Genomic DNA, 16,963 nt, shown 5'->3' with positions numbered 1-16,963 from the left:
GCGATGCATGACGCGGCGCCGTGCCGGATGGCCGCGGCGCCCGCGCAGCACGCCTCGGGCGGCGTGTCCGGATATGCCACAATGGGCGGGTATCACCCTCTGGAATCCGCTGCCGTGACGCGCCGCCTGCTGATCCTCTTCGCGCTTCTCGCCGGGCTCGCCGCAGCGTGCGCGCTCACGTGGACGGTTGCGTGGCAGCACGGCATCGACAACCTGCGGCGCAACGCTGCCGTGCGCGGCGATCGCCTTACCAGCGCGCTCAAGAGCACGCTGGAGCGCTACGAATCGCTGCCGTATCTGGTGGCCGGCCATCCCGCCGTGCAGGAGGCGCTCGTCACGCCGAACCCCGGACCCGCGCTCGTCGCGCGCGCGAACCGCTACCTCGAAGATGTGAACCGCCACGCGCGGGCCACCACCACCTACATCATTCGCGCGGATGGTCTCTGCGTGGCCGCCAGCAACTGGCAGCAGCCGGACAGCTTCGCCGGCGTGGAATATCGCTTCCGGCCGTATTTCATCGATGCAATCAAAGGCGGCGTGGGCCGTTTCTTCGGCATCGGTACGATCTCGCATGATCCGGGGTACTACATTTCGCAGCCGGTGCTGCGCGATGGCCGTATCGTGGGCGTCGCGGTCGTCAAGCTGAATCTCGAATGGTTTCCGGGCACGGATGTGTCCGAGCCACTCTTCGTCACCGACGACCACGGCGTGATCTTCCTGTCCTCGGTTCCGACGTGGAAATACCATACCGTGCGGCCGCTCTCCGGCGCCGTGGCCGATTCGATCTATCAGACCCGCCAGTACGCACAGCAGGACATCACGCCGCTGCCGGTCACCGTGCAGCAGGTGCTCGAAGGCGATGCGCGCATCGTGCGCGTAGGTGGCGGACGCGGCGCCGTCCGCTACCTCGCCACGCGCCGGGCCGTGGGCGAGCCGGACTGGCATCTGGTCACGATGTCGCCGGTCGATGCCGTCGACGCCGACGCCCGCAATGCCACCGTCGTGACTGGCTTCGGCTATGTGTCGCTGTGCCTGCTCGCGTTCTACTGGCGCATGCGCCGCGCGCGCGTGCGCGAGGTGATGCGCAGCCGCGCGCTGCTGCAAAAGGCGTATGCGGAGCTCAACGAACGCGTGGCAGAGCGCACCGTCGACCTCTCGCAGGCCAACGAACAGCTCAAGAAAGAAGTCTCGGAGCGCACGCGCGCCGAGCAGGAATTGCGTGCCGCGCACGACGAACTCGTGCAGGCCAGCAAGCTCGCCGCGCTTGGCCAGATGGCCGCCGGCATCACGCACGAACTCAACCAGCCGCTCGCGGCGCTGCGCACTTTCTCGGACAACACGCGCCTGCTGCTCGAACGCGGTGATTACGGTTCGGCTCGCGAGAATCTGTTCGCGATCGCGTCGCTCACCGAACGCATGGGCAAGATCACGAATCAGCTGAAGCTGTTCGTCGGGCGGGCGCGGCCGCGCAGCGCGCGGGCGCCGGTGGCGAGGGCGCTGCGCAATGCGTTGTCCGTTTTGCAGAAACGGCTCGAACAGGTGGAGCTGGACGTGAGGCTGATCGAGGCCCCCGAGGCCGACGCTGAGGCTGACGCGGGCGCGGGCACCGCCGCGCCGGTTCGCCGCCCGTTCGACCTCAATGCCGAAGGCGTCGACGAAAGCGTTTCGCTTGTTGCTCAATGCGACGACCTGCGTCTCGAGCAGGTGCTGATCAATCTGATTGGCAACGCGCTGGACGCGGTGGCGGGCATGCCGCACCCGCGCATCGAGGTATGCATCGACGCAAGCCAGCCCGAGACGGTCGCGCTCTCCGTGCGCGACAACGGCCCGGGCATTCCGGAGGACGTGCTGCCGCGCCTCTTCGAGCCGTTCTTCACGACCAAGGAGATGGGGCAAGGGCTGGGACTCGGCCTTGCGATTTCTTCGTCGATTGCTCGCGACTCCGGCGGCTCGCTCACTGCACAAAACGCGACAGACGGCCCCGGCGGCGCGCTCTTCGTGCTCACGCTGCCGCGCGCCGCCGTGCCGAAGCCCGCGCTCACGGCGAGCTCATGAATCAGGATAGCGAACGAATCATGGTGAAAGAAGGTTTGCAGGTGCTCTATATCGAGGACGACGAGCTCGTGCGCCGCGCCGGCATGCAAAGCCTGCAACTGGCGGGCTTCGACGTGGTCGGCTATGCGTCCGCGGAAGAGGCGATGGGCGCGATCAGCGCGGATTTTTCCGGCGCGATCGTGAGCGACATCCGGCTACCCGGAGCAAGCGGGCTCGACCTGCTCGCCCATTGCCACGAGCGCGCGCCCGACGTGCCCGTGATTCTCGTCACCGGTCACGGCGACATTTCAATGGCCGTGCAGGCGATGCGCGATGGCGCGTACGACTTCATCGAAAAGCCGTTTCCTTCGGAACGGTTGACCGAGACGGTGCGCCGCGCGCTGGAGCGGCGCAACCTGATGCTCGAAAACCTGGCGCTGCGCCGCGAACTGGCGGGGCAGAACGCCGTGGCGCCGCGCATCATCGGTCGCAGTCCGGCCATGGAGCAAGTGCGCCGGCTCATTGCCAACGTCGCGCCGACGGACGCATCCGTGCTCATCAACGGCGACACGGGTGCGGGCAAGGAACTCGTCGCGCGCAGCCTGCACGAGATGTCGCCGCGCAAGGACAAGCCCTTCATCGCCGTGAATTGCGGCGCGCTGCCCGAGCCGATGTTCGAATCGGAGATGTTCGGCTACGAGCCCGGCGCCTTCACGGGCGCCGCCAAACGGCGCATCGGCAAGCTCGAGCACGCATCGGGCGGCACGCTGTTTCTCGACGAGATCGAGAGCATGCCACTTTCGCTTCAAGTGAAACTCTTGCGCGTGTTGCAGGACGGCGTGCTGGAGCGGCTCGGCTCGAACCAGTCGATTCGCGTGAATCTGCGGGTGGTGGCGGCGGCCAAGGGCGACATGCTGGAGCTGGTGGCCGCCGGCACCTTCCGCCGCGACCTGCTGTACCGCCTCAACGTGGTGACGATTTCGCTGCCGCCCCTTGCGGAACGTCGCGAAGATATCGTGCCGCTCTTCGAGCACTTCCTGCTGGAAGCCGCCGTGCGCTACGAGCGGCCCGCGCCCATTCTGACGGAGCGCCAGCGTCTCGCGCTGATGCAGCGCGACTGGCCGGGCAACGTGCGCGAAGTGCGCAACGCCGCGGAGCGCTACGTGCTGGGCGTGAGCGAGGATTCATTCGCCGCGTCGGGCGGCGAGGCCGACGCGCTGTCGCTCAAGGAGCGAGTAGAGCAGTTCGAGCGCGCGGTGATTGCCGATGCGCTCGCGCAGTGCGGCGGCGCGGTAGCGGCTGCGGCGGACCGCTTGCAGCTTGGCAAGGCGACGCTCTACGAGAAGATCAAGCGATACGGGCTGGCGGCTCGTGCGGAAACCGAGCGCGGCGGGTGACGGAAAACGAAAGCGCCGGCCTGCGGGGCCGGCGCTTTCGTTAAAGCGTTTTGTTCGTCTTTGATTATGGAGTGGCAGCGTTCTGTCGCAAGCCGCCGCATGCAGACGCCTCGGCGTCTCAGGTACTCAGCGCTTGTTGCAGCAGCTGGTCGAGTTCCGCGAACTGCGGTTCACCGACATAGCGCTTCAGGATCTTGCCGTTGCGGTCGATTACGAACGTGGTCGGTGTGAGTTGCACGTTACCGAACTGCCTGGCGGCGGAGCCGTCGTCGAGCGCTACCTTGAACGGCAGCTTGCGCGTTTCGGCGTAGTTGGCGACGTACATCGGCGCGTCGTAGTTCATCGCCACGGCAACGAATTCCAGTCCCTGGCTCTTGAAGCGGTTGTACGTCTGGACCATCTGCGGCATTTCGTGCATGCACGTCGTGCAGCTCGTCGCCCAGAAATTCACGAGATAGACCTTGCCCTTCAGTTCGGACGTGGAGACCTTCTGGCCGGACAGCAGCGTAAAGGTTGCGTCGGGTGCGTGCTGCTGGCCGTTGAAGGCGAAATAGCCTGCAACGGCAATAGCGCCCGCGACAACCGCCGCCGCGATGTACCGCACCGGGCTGGCGCGACGAGTGGAAACAGATGATTGATTCATGGATGGAACCTCGGTTCGCCGCGACCCGGCGCTCAACGCGATTAACCTGCTTATTCTAGCGGCAATCGGCGACTGCGGCAGAATGCCGAGCGGCGACGGATAATGCCATTCCGGCTTCCCGTACCTTTTATGCGTCTCATGTTCCGTACCGTATTTCTCTTTGCTTTCCGGCTGTTTTCATCCCGCTTCCCTCTGTCGCAAACGAAATTGTGTCCGACCGGCGCGAAACACGGCGCGTTGTCGACTGGCCGCAACTTCCGCCTGGCAGCGCGCGCCACACTGGAGCAGTTCCTGCGGCTGGCGTGTGGCGGGCTGGCTGCGACCGCGCTGCTGGCGTGCACGCCCACCTACGACTGGCGCACGGTGATGAACAACGACAGCGGCTACACGGTGGACTTGCCGGCCCGACCGGGTACCGATGACCGTCGCGTAGACATCGACGGTACGCCCATGCAGATGCACATGCAGACCGCCGAGGCCGATCACGTCGTCTTCGCGGTCGGCACACTCACTTTGCCGAGCGGCGACCCGCAGCTACAGCAGAAGGTGCTCGACTTCCTGCGCGACGGGATGGCCCGCAACGTGGGCGCGCAGCCGAGCGGCCGGGCGGTGCAGATTCCGCTTGCAGCAGGCGGCGCCGTGCCGGGCTTCGAAATGACCTTGAGCGGGAAAGCCGGGCCGAAACAGGAGCCGCGAATGATTCATGTACGGCTGGTGGCCAAGGGAACGCACGTGTACCAGGCGGCGGTGATCGCCAGCAAGGAGCCGGCGCCGGAACAGATCGATCAGTTTTTCGGGTCGTTCAAGCTGTACTGATCACTAAACGGGGCGCCGAAGTCCGTATGAAGATGCCGGAGACCAATATGTTAAATGAAGGTTCCTTGGCAGCTTTGTACGCTAATGCACGGATTTCACGAGGATTTTTCCGTGTTCCGGACTCGATGTGGATAACTCTGTTGAGAACTTGGCCGAAATTCGCTGAAAGGCCCGTCCCGTGGGCTTTCTGTCAGTTTGCAAGCAAATCGGGGCGTGGACGAAAATCCAATAGAATCAATGAGTTTCGTCGCGCCGTTCGATGAATTGCCGGAAATCTTGTTCCGCGTCGGCCACTAGTCATATTTGTGCATAAGTCAAGTCTTGACACGCGCTTTTTGCCTTCATACGGATAGCGCGGTGCGCCGATACTGGATGGCTTCGGCGACGTGCGCGGCAGCAAGCCGATTGGCACCGGCCAGATCGCCAATCGTGCGCGCGACCTTCAACACGCGGTAGTACGCCCGCGCCGACCAGCCAAAGCGCTCGCCCGCTTCCCGCAACAGCGCTTCGCCGTCCGCGTCCGTTTCGCACACCTCGTCTACCTCCCGCCCCGCCAGTTCGCGATTGGTCTTCCCCTGTCGAGCCAACTGGCGCTCGCGTGCAGCGCCGACGCGCGCGGCAATCGCGCCGCTCGGCTCGCCTGGCGCGGCGGCGCGGCCAGCAAGTTCGGCCGCGCTGAGGGCGGGAATCTCGATCTGGATGTCGATGCGGTCCAGAAGCGGCCCCGAGAGCTTGCGCATGTAGCGCGCGGCGCCGTCCGGCGTGCAGCGGCACCGGCCGCCGGGATCGCCGCGCCAGCCGCAGGGGCAAGGATTCATGGCCGCCACGAGCTGACAGGCGGCGGGGAAATCTGCCTGCAGCGCGGCGCGCGAGATCGTGATGCGGCCGGCTTCGAGCGGCTCGCGCAGTGTCTCCAGCACGTGACGATCGAATTCGGGCAGTTCATCCAGGAAGAGCACGCCGAGGTGCGCGAGCGTAATTTCGCCGGGCTGCGGTGGATTGCGTCCTCCCACGAGCGCTGCCGCGCTCGACGAGTGATGTGGTGCGCGAAACGGGCGCTGTCGCCATTGCTGCGGTGAGAAGCCGACCATGCTCGACGACATCAGGGCGGCCGAACTGAGCGCTTCTTCGTCCGTCATGGGCGGCAGGAGTCCCGGCAAGCGTGCGGCCAGCATCGATTTGCCGGCCCCGGGCGGCCCGATCATCAACATATGGTGGCCGCCCGCAGCGGCCACTTCGAGCGCGCGTCGCGCGCCCCGCTGGCCGATCACGTCGGCCATGTCGGGTACGGCGCGGCAAGGCGTATCGGGCAGCATCGGCGTATCGACGGGGGAAAGGTGGGCGTCGGCCGCTCCAGCCAGGTGTGCGCAGAGCGACGGCAGGTCCGCGGCTCCGAATACTGCGACGCCCGGTACGAGGGCGGCTTCGGCCGCGTTTGCCGCAGGCAGGTAGAGTTCGGGCGTCCGGCCCTCGGCATTGGCGCTGCCGCGCGCGGTGCCGCATGCCATCGCGAACGCGCCGCGCATGGGCCTCAGCGCGCCGGTAAGCGAGAGTTCCCCGGCGAATTCGCGCCCGGCCAGCGATTCCCCAGGAATCTGGCCGCTCGCCGCCAGAATGCCGAGCGCGACGGGCAAGTCGAAGCGCCCCGATTCCTTGGGCAGGTCGGCGGGAGCCAGGTTGACGGTCGAGGTCAATGTAGTATGACGATTTGAGTAAAGCAAGATCCTCTAGCCACATCAATGTGTTGCGGGAGCTCGTATGCCTACCTCGAGCACAGTGCCAACCGGCAAAAGTTTGAGCATTTCAACCGTCTACAGGCGTTATTCGCGCCAATACAACTCCGCCGTAAACTTCGACGACTTACAGCGCGAACCGTTGTGCGGCAGTTGGGTTCTGAACCTCATCGCAAGACTTGCGGCGCGGTCCCACGTTCGTGCATACGGACATGTGGAGATGATGCTGTTCAAAAGGGGGCTCAATCATGCTCTGTCTATTGAACTGGCACGACCGATACTTCTTGCCAATGCGGCCTGCGTTACGCGACACGACATAAGTAGGTTGTTTGAATTGGTCCAGCGCGCCGAACCCTCATCATTCCACGGGTCGAAGAAGCACCGCGAGAGGGCCAGCGCAGCGTTTCGCCAAAGGGTTCTCGAGTACGGGAAAGAGAACGAATTTGACGGCCCCGTTTCGCGTGAGACAGTCGTGTTCCGCGCCCATAGCTCGCGGAGTCGGCCACGGCCAATCGTTAGCGACCTAATCGGCCTCGTGGGCGGTCCTTTAGGGAGGGTTCCGATTGACGCTATATCGCACAGTACGGTCAGGGACTTGGAGCGCAAGGCCCGGGATAGAATTTTCTTGGACCTCGAGAGGATAATCGATGCGTGCATTGCTGATCTGACTTTTTGGGCGGGAATTCGTGCTGATCTAAATTCGCTATCCGAGTGCGTCATCTCAGAGTTCGAGGTCGTAAATCGCGCTTTTGATTTGGCGGTGCTTAACGGAAAACACGTTTCAGGCTGGGTGCGTAAAGCGCTTTGTGGCCTCCGCCCAGTCGAACTGATTGGTGGTTATGTAAAGAGAGCTAAATCATACGGCTTGGCCCATATCGATGCCGCGGGGACCTACACTTTTATCGGAGCAGTTCCAGCGCTTCGGAGTATATATGGGGCTCCTGGGAAATTTAAAACAAATCAAGGATACAAAGCCATCTTTCTCCCGGAGAGGATGCACCCAGAGGAGCTAATGGCCGCGTTTGTTTTGTTGATGATTTACACGGGTTGGAATATGCATTCGTTGGTCGCGATGACCAGCGATAGGATCCATCGATCACGTGAAGCGTATGAAATACAGGGATTTAAGTCTAAAACAGATGACGATACGCCTTCTATTTTTATAGACAAAACTCATCGTTTTGGTATTGAGGTGCTGGATCTCCTTCTTTGGAATCTTGCTGGGTTGATGAAATTGGGTCGAGTCGGCCCATCTGAGACGGGGTTATGGTTTTGTTACTCTAGTGCCGAATTTTTTGAATATAAAAAACAATATATCGGATTTCAGCGAGCGCTTTATGATTTTTGTGATCAGCATGGTTTTCCACGCTTTTCATTTGAGCAAATTCGTGCGCAGGTGATTCTTGCAGAGGCGATCTCTGTCAAAAATCCGGAGGAAAGCCGCCGAATCGCGGGCCACAAAACAATTGCGACGACTGGGGTGTATCTCGATCAAGAATTTGCACGTCGACTTAATGCGGCTAACAATCTAGAGTTTCAGCGGCGACTTGAGAATACCGTGAAGTTCAAAATTTCGAAAACGCACGGATATGAGCTCCGGCATGACTCGGTGCTTGTTGACCTGAATATTATGACGCCCGTTGGCGATGGAACGTCATGTACCGACCCGGCAGCGCCCCCTGATCCCGAATATCTTTACGGGGCAATATGTGATGGTCGCCGTTGCCACATTGGCCAGGGATGCGAGAACCAGCGAATCGAGCTCGACGAGTTCCGGCTTGAGGAACTCGTACGTAAGCGCCGGTACTACCAAGGATCGTGGCAACGCCTCGCGCGGGAAAATCCAGATGCGTTTAACACGTTCCATGCTCCTGCAATGCTGTTCAACTTGGCGCTGTATGCTTTCGTAAAGGAGGGGCCGTATGGGCACGTACTGAATCACATCGAGAGGACGGTAAAATGAAAACACCAAAATTCGAATTGGCCGGTGTTGTCGCGGCGACAGCACTTCTACCAGATGAATCCTCCAGATTGTTGTCAGCCGTACAGTCACAACTGGGCTCGCGACTTTCACTCGAAGATGGTTGGGTGATCAAAGTCCGTAGAGCTGACACGCGATATGACGAAGATCCAGTCAGTGAGATAGCGCTGCGTGCGTTCTGGCTGCCACCAAACGGTGTGTATCCGAGCGCTAGGCCGCTCAGCGCCTATCCGCCGTTTGCGGCTATGCTTGTGTTAGCTCTGGACGCTTTCGCTCGTCGTGCTATCTCGGAAAAAAACTTTGTTGGCAGATGTAGGATTCTCGCTGCGATTCTCGCGAAGTTTCTTGAGTATTTATGGATACAAGACATCTTTGTTTTATCAGAATTTCGTGATGCTAGCTGGCGCGAATTGATCCGCGCCATCGGTCGCGGAGGTTGGCAGGAGGCTCTGCGTATCCACGAGAGACTCTCGGATTGGCTGCAGGCAGGTGGTGACCCCGGAGAGCTTGTCAGTGCGAACGGCAAGAGCATAGTGACTGGACGGTTTGGACCCGCACTAGGTACAAACGTAAACGGGCAAGAGGCTGTCTTGTACGCGATGCTGCTCAATGCACTTCCAAGAGAAGCCACGGCTGAATCTAAGTGGGCAGCATTTCAGGCAGTAGCAAATACAGAAGATGAAATGTCGCACAGCGCTCGGTACTCGCAAAGTACACTGCGCGAGGTCATGAAGGCGCTCAACTTTCTCTTTGACCTACCATTAGGATTGGGCGCCGATGTTTACCCTTTCGCCAACATTCAAACTACGGCCAAGCGCTATGGGCGAGCACCATCGAGGACGAGGAATCTTGGTATCGCGGAAGCAGGAAAACTCCTTGCCGAATGCACTCGGTGGATTTATCAGATAGGCCCGAAGCTCGTGGATCTGGTGCGGCTACTGGGGGACTGTGTGGCACAGTCCTCAAATGAATCCAGGGAGGTGCTCGGCCACAATCTTGATGAGTTTCTGAGAACCTCAGAACTCCGGGCAGAGTTGGATGTGCTTTTGCCCGCGCCAGTGATAGCGTTAGACAGCAAGCGTACGGAATCCCGAACTATGACAGTTCGAAGTGCGATCCTGTTGTTACAAACGGCTGTCTTTATCGTAGTAGCAACGATGAACGCTCGTCGACGGGACGAAGTAATCCATCGAAAGTACGGAATCCACCAAGGCTTCATTACTACACTAGATGCCGAACTGGGATTATATCAAGGTGAATTTTATGTGGAAAAAACACTTCTCGATTACGAGCTATTTTACGTAAATCAGATTACCGTAGACGCTTGTTCGTTGCTAGAGGCTCTGCAGGAGACCTATCTTCGAGTCGATCAGGCGCTGGGTCGTCGGTATGCTGACGATGTCCCCCATCGAGAGCGCTCGTTGTTCTCCTATCGTCGGATGAGTCGCATCACAGGAATAGGAGCCGATCTCTGTTGGTATGAGTTTGACGTAACACGCGGCGTAGGTAGATGGTTCACTCAGTTAGCCCTTGGGGCCGGTGCACCGTTGGTGCCGCATCCACATATGTTTCGGCGATTCTATGCGTTGGTCTATTATTACCAATATTCAAATGCGACTCTCCAGGCGCTGTCTCAGCAGATGGGGCACCGAACCCTGCTTTCTACACTGCTCTATGTAAGCGATGAACCGAGTCGACAGGAGGGAGCGCGCATCAAAGACGCTATCGCATTGACAATCCAAGGAGGTATGTGGTCTCAAAACCAGGCCGTTCAGACGGAGTTGGACCAGGTCAGTGATGAACTCTTGTACGACACTGTTTTGGAGATTCTCGGAGGGGAACCGGTCAGCGGCGGATACTCGCGCTATATACGACACATTCACCAGATGCTATTAAGGCATGCGCACTACGATGACAAGAATCTGCGAGAAGTGTCGAAAAAGATTGTGCAAATTCTAAGAACGCGTGGTCACAAACCTCAACCAATGCCTCACGGTCAGTGCAATGCCGGACGAAGTCCGAGCGGACATCTAGCGGCATGTGGAAAAACACGTGATCGCCGATTCAGAAGAGAACTGGCCAACGCTGTAATGTGTTCAAGGTGCGTATACCACTCGTTCAACAAAGGATATCTGGACGCGCTCAAGATGGACGTCGCATCTCAAACGACGATGTTGGAAAGCGCTGTTGGTGTCGAACGACTTGTACTAGAGAAAACTATTCGTGATGTAAAAGAAGTGATTTCGTTCCACATGTACCGCATGGGAATGCTCGAGGAGACGTAATGGACATAAAGCGCCGGCAACGTGGGCAGGATCAGAGGAAGTGCTGGAAAGCGAAGCCGCGGGTAGCATATTCAAACGAATTCGCGGCGACGCAAAACTTATATAATAAGTTGGCCGTCTTAGAATCATGGGCTGTCAACGGAATTCCAGTTATGCAAGCCGAGGTCGGCCCAGTCCTTGATGGTGAGAGGCGACAGGGAGCAGAGTACTTCCCGCGCACTGTTCGCCAATTTAACGGATGGGACGGCAGCCAAAATAGCAGGTCTGCCCTGCGCCCGTTCGAAGCGTTCAAGGTCAATGCAAACGTGACGTTGCGTAAGCGATCAGACATACTTGAACGCGTCGTCGCGGTAATCAAAAATCTTCGTAACCAACAGGAATCGACACCCAGGCGTGCGCAGCCCGACACACATGCGGTGCTGAAGGAGCGCCTGGCACGCGAAGTATTGATGCGAGCTCAGCTTGAAGAGGCGCTCATTCATCTCAAACGCGAGAATAAGCAATTGGCACGGGAGAATGATGGCCTGAAAACACAGCGGGACAGCATCAAGCAAGAGGCACGGCGTGCAGTCAAAAGACTTGAGCTTCGGCTTGCTCGGGTCGAACTCGAGCGGAAAACACAGGAATGATGAGCCAATGCAATGCCGGCCGGACGAAGGAGTTGAAATGAGCCGCGGCGATTCGCAGGTAGCGGTACGCATCTATCTCTCGTGGGTAGCCACCATAAAGGGAGGCGCAGTCGTTGCCTACAGGGGAGACACCAACGAACTTGTATTTCCGTTGATTGATTACTGCATGTATCTGCTGGACGACGAACAGCTCGGCATGAGCACCGTGAAGAACGAGTTGCTGTATGTGAAGCGTCTGCTTGAATATATCTGGTCAAGGGGTAAAGTTCTTGACGAACTAACTGATATGCTGCTTGAGGAATTTCGGGATGACGAAGAGATGAGGGTCGGCGCGAGCGCGAATTGCTCCAGGAGCATGGCCGCACACAAGCGCACCGTCAACGCGAAGTTGCGACGTATCTATCGCTTCTTGAGTTGGTTGCAAGATGTCGATAAATCACAAACTGGATTGATCGCGGCTACGGGTGCTCGAGTGACGTCAAATTTCTCAATTGTTGACCGAGCCCAGCAACGACCCGAGCGACACCGATCGTCCGCACGCGCAGATTTTCCGAAGACCATCCCTAGAGTTGGTGAGGGATCTAGGCATAGATCGGCGTACTGTGCAACTGACGCCGACGTGGACAATTTGGGGGCCTATTTTTCGGCGACATCGTCATCACCATTGATTGCTCGGCGCAACATTTTGATGATGGACATAGGCGAGGAAACGGGCATGCGCCGCGGATCGGTGAACTCGTTGCGATGTGCACAATTTGCGACGGAAATAATTGAGTTGGCCGACGATTTTTTAGAAATCGTTCCCGATGTCCAAAAATTTGGTTACGAAAAGTCGTACCGTGTTCCCATTCGCCTAGCAATGCGCGTACGCACCTACATTGAAAATGAACGGAGTCAGATGCTTTCTGAACGGCGAGCTGAGGCGAATGTTACTCAGGACCGCATATTTTTGTCTGCGCGTACGGGGAGGCCTCTCCAAGACCAATCGGCTTCGCAAGTATTTGGAGACGCATTTAGGGTAGTTAACCCCGCCGTCAGGGCGGCCTATCATTGCCTACGACACAAGTTTGCCAATGATCGCATAGACAGCGAAGTAATTGCTCGCGTCGAGCTCGGTCTAGACACAAGTGTTCAATCCATCGCGTCTTCCGTTTCATTGTTGATGGGCCAGGAGAGTTATGTCTCGCTGGAACCTTATGTGAGCCGGCGGGTTGGCCGGTATAGAGGCAGTAAAAAGTCTGCAGCAGACCGCGCGCTCGAGTTGGAAAGGGAAAATCGAGATCTTCGGCGTGAAATCGACGAGTTGAAAAAGAACCTTCTCAGCTAGGCCAAGAGAAATTTGTATTTCCTCCGAGCGTCAATAGCGCGTCGAGGTTCCGCTTCACTATCACAGTCGGCGCACGATCCGGTTCAGATTATCGGCCCAATCAAGCTTGAATAACCAGTACTGTAGATGGGAATTGTTGTTGTGGTTTATCGGGCGACTGCGTAATGCACTTGTGCTACACAATTGCCATGAAAAATATGTCCACTGGCAGAGGAAAGCCATGAATGTGTGCATTCGATCGGACCTGAAGCGCCTGCAGTAGTACGTTCCTGTAATGCGAGCGGGCGCGTGACGCGGACCGTACCTTGCCCAATACGAATCCCGCCAACACCGCCACGACAGCAGCTCCAACGATCGAATGCGTGGCAAATGCGCTAAGTCCAGCACCCACTGCAGCGCACATGGCACAGGCGAGCAAACCGGCCCAGGCTACGTTGGCCGGCCGTTTCTCTCTATTTTTTGGTTGGCGTGACCGCATCGAGTAGCGCTTTGGTCTCGGTGGCGAGGGCATTGACGATTGCCGCATCGCTGTCTGTAACCGCATTTTCCGATTTCACGGATATGCCGCATGATCCATGGGCGCTAATTGAGCCTTTTAATGGCATGCGGACGAACTGCAGATATCGTGGATCCGAAACTTTGACAATGGCTTTTGCCGTGCCGATTTTCTTTCCGAAATTCACCTCGACGGTAGCATCCCGGCATGCTGAATAATAAAAATTGCGTGTGGTGTCCTTGGGAAGTTTGGGGGCGGGAATGGCGTCAGGTGGCACTGGGCCTAGGGTGACTTTGACGCAATTATTTGGATCACTTAACACCTCGCTCATAGGATTGGGTGCGCCGCTGTAATCTAGGTCATACGAGATCGGCGTTGTGCACTGACTGGCGTTTGCTAAGCCCGCAGCTAGCTTGCTTATTGCAACCAGCGCCCCGCCCGCCTCAGTGATCACTTTCACTGTATTGTCTGTGATTTGAATGTCGGCGCTGGAGAATAAATCCAGATTGTCCATTTTAGTGATGTTGATCGTGGTCGTGCTTCTCCACGTATCGACAGGCTGAATTCCCATTCTGAACCCTTTGTATTCGATGGGTTTGGAAACGATCGACACTTTATCTGCCGGTTCATTAGCCTGAGGCCCCACCGCTTTCTGAGTCTCACTGCTTGCCGTCACGGAAATTGACGATGCCTGCAAATAGAAGGAATCACTCATTCCGGCCATATCCTCCGGTTTGGTGATCTGCTTGTATTGCGCCTGTGGCACGACGGTGCATGCTGTAAATATGAATGAAAACGCCAGAATGATGAGCGATCTGATATGCATATTAATCCCCTTTGTTTGTATGAATTTCATACTTAAAACCACGTCATAACTTGAAGTCCGGCTGAAACAATGCTAGTGTAAAAATAACCGAAAGGGGTCGCGCAAATGAAAAAATTTCTGCCTCGCATTCTTGGTGCTGGTTTGATTTTTGCGTGGCTGGTTATTTTTTCTTCTTATGGTTATTCGCAAACCGCGATTGGAAGATCCATAATCGTTCCCGGCGATTACCTGATCAGGCGTAATCCCGGCGCCTCTGTCGATCAAACCCTCTTAAGTGCTGAGAAAACATTGGGCCGGCCGGTCAAGCTGGTCGAGGATCTCGGCACCGATGATTTGATGCGCATTCGCGTCAGCCCCGAAAAGCCGTTTCCGAAAGGTCGGGAATTGATATCCGTGACGAAGCGGGACACTTTTGCCCTCGCGAGCGTAGGCGCGGCGGTCGAGCCGGTCGTCGAATACCGGCTTACGCAATCGGTATCTGACGTTACGGTGACCAAGGCGCAGATTCAGAAGACGATGACGCGCGTCAATATGGCAGCGTCACAGGAGCTCAACTTTCACGCGTCGGGCAATCCGATTGTCGTTGCCGTCATCGATACTGGCTTGATGGAAAGTCATGAAGTGTTCGCAGGGTTGCTGCTGCCCGGTGTCGACGTGACTACCAACAAGAATTCGGCTGCGGCCGTCAAACTGACCGACGGTAGTATCGAGACACACGGCACTACCACGTCGGGCATTGTCGCGATGATGATCCGCGGCGGGACAGTCGATCATGCGCCAGTCGCCAACATCAAGATCCTTCCGATTCGCGCGACGTCGTCGGTTGCCAACGATCAGCGCATTTCGAGTCCGGACCTGATCAAGGCAATCGACTATGCGATCAAGCACGGGGCGCGTGTTATTAACGCAAGTTTTGGCGATGCAGGTGGTTCGAACGAAGTCAAGCTGAAGCTCGATCAGGCCGATGCGATGAATATCGTGGTGTGCGCCGCAGCGGGCAATGGTTTGCGTGTGTCGCTCGACAAGCTGCCCGCAGGCTACGATATCGACGCGACGCCGTTCTACCCTGCCAGCTATCGCTTACCAAACGTCATCGGCGTATCGGCGCTAGATACGACCGACGTGCTGGCGAGCTTTTCCAATTGGGGCAAGAAGTCCGTGATGATTGCCGCGCCCGGTGAAGGCGTATTGAGCGCGACGCCGCTGGTCGGTAACGATGGCAAAGTATCGAGTGGTTATCAGGCGCAGGTGGGCACGTCGATCGCCACGCCTTTCGTCAGCGGCGCGGTCGCACTCCTGCTCTCCACGCGGCCGGATATGAAACCGGATCAGGTCAGCAGCCTCGTCGTCTCGACGGCCACTCACAAGAACGCCTTGAAGAACCGCATCGCCTCGGAAGGCGAGCTATCGACCGCGAGCTTGCTGGCGCCCACGGCGGCGCAATCGGCGAACAATATAAAGATCGCCAGCGTGGGTGGCGGCGGTTTAACGATCAGCGATGCGCTCGCTACACCGGTGACAAGCCAAAAAATCGCCAGCATCGCGCCCATTCTGAAGGGCGTCGACGCGGGTGGCGATCATTCAGCGACACCCACTTGGACGCAGTTTTTAGTGCGTGCAGATCCGTCTGTGATGCGCACGCTCGCCAAGAAAGTTGACCTGCTATCGCCGACCGCCTCCCCGATCGGTAAGGTCGATAAGATCGACAAGAATCTGTTCGCTGTCGACGTGGATGGACTCCTCGGTTCGAAGGCAGCTGAGGCAGCGCTCAAGAATGTCAAGGGTGTACAAAACGTGGAGCCCGCGGTCTCATATCAGATCCAAAACATGCAATGACACGCACGACATACTCACCGCGTCTCCACCGACACGCGCAATCTGAGCGTACTAAACGTAAGCGAATTTTGAAGAACACTCCTCGGGGATTCTGCGGGTCAGGCACGCGAACGGCCGTTGTAAGCCGGAAACTCCCATCCAGGGGAAGGTGGGTCGACCGGCAGAAGCGGGCCCGAATTGAGCCAACACGCATCGCATAACCGTCGGCGATGATCGGACGGTTGGGCGTCGGCTCAGCCTCGTAACCGACCGTCCAATCGTAAATCACGGACGCCGCTCCTCTGCCATCGCGGACGGTCGCCAATCTGCCGATGTCCAGCATCTGCAAACAGCTGCTGGCAAAAGTCGGCCCTCGTTAGCGGGGGGTGAGCCTTCCAGCCCTGAAGCGGACCGAAAGCAAAAAGTTTTCGTATCTAAACTCACGGCAAAATCGATCAGGCAGAGGAAGATACGGCGCCCCCACCGGGAGATGGAGCGCATCTCCGGATTGAAGCGGGCACGTTCCCTCGCCTAGACTCGTAACGCCACCGTGTCTCTTGGGTGGTGGCGCGATGGCGCTAGGGCGCACTCGTGCTTATATATAATTGGCGGATCCCAGAAATGAGCGCGGCCGAAATAGAGAGCACAAGTAAAAAAATGCCGGATTTTGACGCAGACATTGATAACGTTCGCGCATCGCGCGCCGGCCACACGTTCCATGAGCGATGGGCCGCTAGGCGAGCGTTGCAATTGGTCTTCCCAAATGACGATTTATTTGCGATCGCCGTGGAGGGGATTTCACCGACCGAGACCATGAGCCCTGGAGCGCGGGCCGAAGAGGTAGCTGACCTCGTCTGTTGATTTGCACGGAAACTTGACCCGGCCAGGGCAGTAATTTGCATCGAATATTGACCCACGTAGAACACTGACCTGCTCGGCAACGGGCAGGGGAACGGAGTGATCGACGTGGCTATATTGAGC

General features: G+C 58.0%; 12 protein-coding genes. 9 read left to right on the top strand and 3 right to left on the bottom strand.

The window, feature by feature from the left end; all coding sequences use genetic code 11:
- Window positions 1–3 precede the first annotated feature (3 nt).
- Window positions 4–2,055: a sensor histidine kinase gene (locus PKKP23_RS27225; protein WP_126879198.1), complete on the top strand. Its 2,052-nt coding sequence runs from the start codon at window positions 4–6 to the stop codon at window positions 2,053–2,055.
- 20 nt (window positions 2,056–2,075) lie between these two features.
- Window positions 2,076–3,431 (top strand): sigma-54-dependent transcriptional regulator, encoded by a 1,356-nt coding sequence (locus tag PKKP23_RS27220; protein WP_026120998.1) that lies wholly within the window; start codon window positions 2,076–2,078, stop codon window positions 3,429–3,431.
- Between the two features lie 118 nt (window positions 3,432–3,549).
- Here PKKP23_RS27220 and PKKP23_RS27215 read toward each other — a convergent pair whose 3' ends face one another.
- Window positions 3,550–4,074: a TlpA disulfide reductase family protein gene (locus tag PKKP23_RS27215; protein WP_126879197.1), complete on the bottom strand. Its 525-nt coding sequence runs from the start codon at window positions 4,072–4,074 to the stop codon at window positions 3,550–3,552.
- Window positions 4,075–4,212: 138 nt separating this feature from the next.
- Here PKKP23_RS27215 and PKKP23_RS27210 point away from each other — a divergent pair, with 138 nt between their 5' ends.
- Window positions 4,213–4,890 carry a hypothetical protein gene (locus PKKP23_RS27210; protein WP_420873255.1) on the top strand — a complete coding sequence of 226 codons (678 nt, stop codon included), beginning with the start codon at window positions 4,213–4,215 and terminating at the stop codon, window positions 4,888–4,890.
- 341 nt (window positions 4,891–5,231) lie between these two features.
- Here PKKP23_RS27210 and PKKP23_RS27205 read toward each other — a convergent pair whose 3' ends face one another.
- Window positions 5,232–6,584 (bottom strand): YifB family Mg chelatase-like AAA ATPase, encoded by a 1,353-nt coding sequence (locus tag PKKP23_RS27205; RefSeq protein ID WP_240659158.1) that lies wholly within the window; start codon window positions 6,582–6,584, stop codon window positions 5,232–5,234.
- Window positions 6,585–7,248: 664 nt separating this feature from the next.
- Here PKKP23_RS27205 and PKKP23_RS27200 point away from each other — a divergent pair.
- The 4 genes from PKKP23_RS27200 (at window position 7,249) to PKKP23_RS27185 (ending at window position 12,845) form a co-directional block, all read left to right on the top strand.
- A complete protein-coding gene (locus PKKP23_RS27200; RefSeq protein WP_126879195.1) occupies window positions 7,249–8,586 on the top strand; it encodes a hypothetical protein in 1,338 nt (445 codons plus the stop codon).
- Window positions 8,583–10,889: a site-specific integrase gene (locus PKKP23_RS27195; RefSeq protein WP_126879194.1), complete on the top strand. Its 2,307-nt coding sequence runs from the start codon at window positions 8,583–8,585 to the stop codon at window positions 10,887–10,889. The genes PKKP23_RS27200 and PKKP23_RS27195 overlap by 4 nt, the downstream gene beginning before the upstream one ends.
- A gap of 152 nt (window positions 10,890–11,041) precedes the next feature.
- The gene (locus PKKP23_RS27190) at window positions 11,042–11,518 is read left to right on the top strand and encodes a hypothetical protein (RefSeq protein WP_126879193.1); all 477 of its coding nucleotides are present in this window, start codon (window positions 11,042–11,044) and stop codon (window positions 11,516–11,518) included.
- 37 nt (window positions 11,519–11,555) lie between these two features.
- Entirely contained in the window at window positions 11,556–12,845 is a 1,290-nt protein-coding gene (locus tag PKKP23_RS27185) for a site-specific integrase (RefSeq protein WP_126879192.1), read from the top strand.
- 452 nt (window positions 12,846–13,297) lie between these two features.
- On the opposite strand, the gene PKKP23_RS27180 is transcribed toward PKKP23_RS27185, so the two are convergent.
- Complete coding sequence (locus PKKP23_RS27180; protein ID WP_126879191.1) at window positions 13,298–14,197, bottom strand: hypothetical protein; 900 nt, start codon at window positions 14,195–14,197, stop codon at window positions 13,298–13,300.
- 75 nt (window positions 14,198–14,272) lie between these two features.
- Here PKKP23_RS27180 and PKKP23_RS27175 point away from each other — a divergent pair, with 75 nt between their 5' ends.
- Window positions 14,273–16,003 carry a S8 family serine peptidase gene (locus PKKP23_RS27175; protein WP_126879190.1) on the top strand — a complete coding sequence of 577 codons (1,731 nt, stop codon included), beginning with the start codon at window positions 14,273–14,275 and terminating at the stop codon, window positions 16,001–16,003.
- A 600-nt stretch (window positions 16,004–16,603) separates the two neighbouring features.
- Window positions 16,604–16,843, top strand: coding sequence for a hypothetical protein (locus tag PKKP23_RS27170; protein ID WP_126879189.1), 240 nt, complete (start codon window positions 16,604–16,606; stop codon window positions 16,841–16,843).
- Window positions 16,844–16,963: the final 120 nt, after the last annotated feature.

The sequence above is a fragment of the Paraburkholderia kururiensis JCM 10599 = LMG 19447 genome, assembly GCF_003986935.1.
GTDB classification, from domain to species: Bacteria; Pseudomonadota; Gammaproteobacteria; order Burkholderiales; family Burkholderiaceae; genus Paraburkholderia; species Paraburkholderia kururiensis.
This window is presented reverse-complemented; position numbering and strand designations above follow the sequence as displayed.

What these genes read in the sequence shown, in the direction of transcription:
- PKKP23_RS27225 (WP_126879198.1), top strand. Translation starts at nt 4, where the DNA reads ATGCATGACGCGGCGCCGTGCCGGATGGCCGCGGCGCCCGCGCAGCAC.
- PKKP23_RS27220 (WP_026120998.1), top strand. Translation starts at nt 2,076, where the DNA reads ATGGTGAAAGAAGGTTTGCAGGTGCTCTATATCGAGGACGACGAGCTC.
- PKKP23_RS27215 (WP_126879197.1), bottom strand. Translation starts at nt 4,074, where the DNA reads ATGAATCAATCATCTGTTTCCACTCGTCGCGCCAGCCCGGTGCGGTAC.
- PKKP23_RS27210 (WP_420873255.1), top strand. Translation starts at nt 4,213, where the DNA reads ATGTTCCGTACCGTATTTCTCTTTGCTTTCCGGCTGTTTTCATCCCGC.
- PKKP23_RS27195 (WP_126879194.1), top strand. Translation starts at nt 8,583, where the DNA reads ATGAAAACACCAAAATTCGAATTGGCCGGTGTTGTCGCGGCGACAGCA.
- PKKP23_RS27190 (WP_126879193.1), top strand. Translation starts at nt 11,042, where the DNA reads ATGCAAGCCGAGGTCGGCCCAGTCCTTGATGGTGAGAGGCGACAGGGA.
- PKKP23_RS27185 (WP_126879192.1), top strand. Translation starts at nt 11,556, where the DNA reads ATGAGCCGCGGCGATTCGCAGGTAGCGGTACGCATCTATCTCTCGTGG.
- PKKP23_RS27180 (WP_126879191.1), bottom strand. Translation starts at nt 14,197, where the DNA reads ATGAAATTCATACAAACAAAGGGGATTAATATGCATATCAGATCGCTC.
- PKKP23_RS27175 (WP_126879190.1), top strand. Translation starts at nt 14,273, where the DNA reads ATGAAAAAATTTCTGCCTCGCATTCTTGGTGCTGGTTTGATTTTTGCG.
- PKKP23_RS27170 (WP_126879189.1), top strand. Translation starts at nt 16,604, where the DNA reads ATGAGCGCGGCCGAAATAGAGAGCACAAGTAAAAAAATGCCGGATTTT.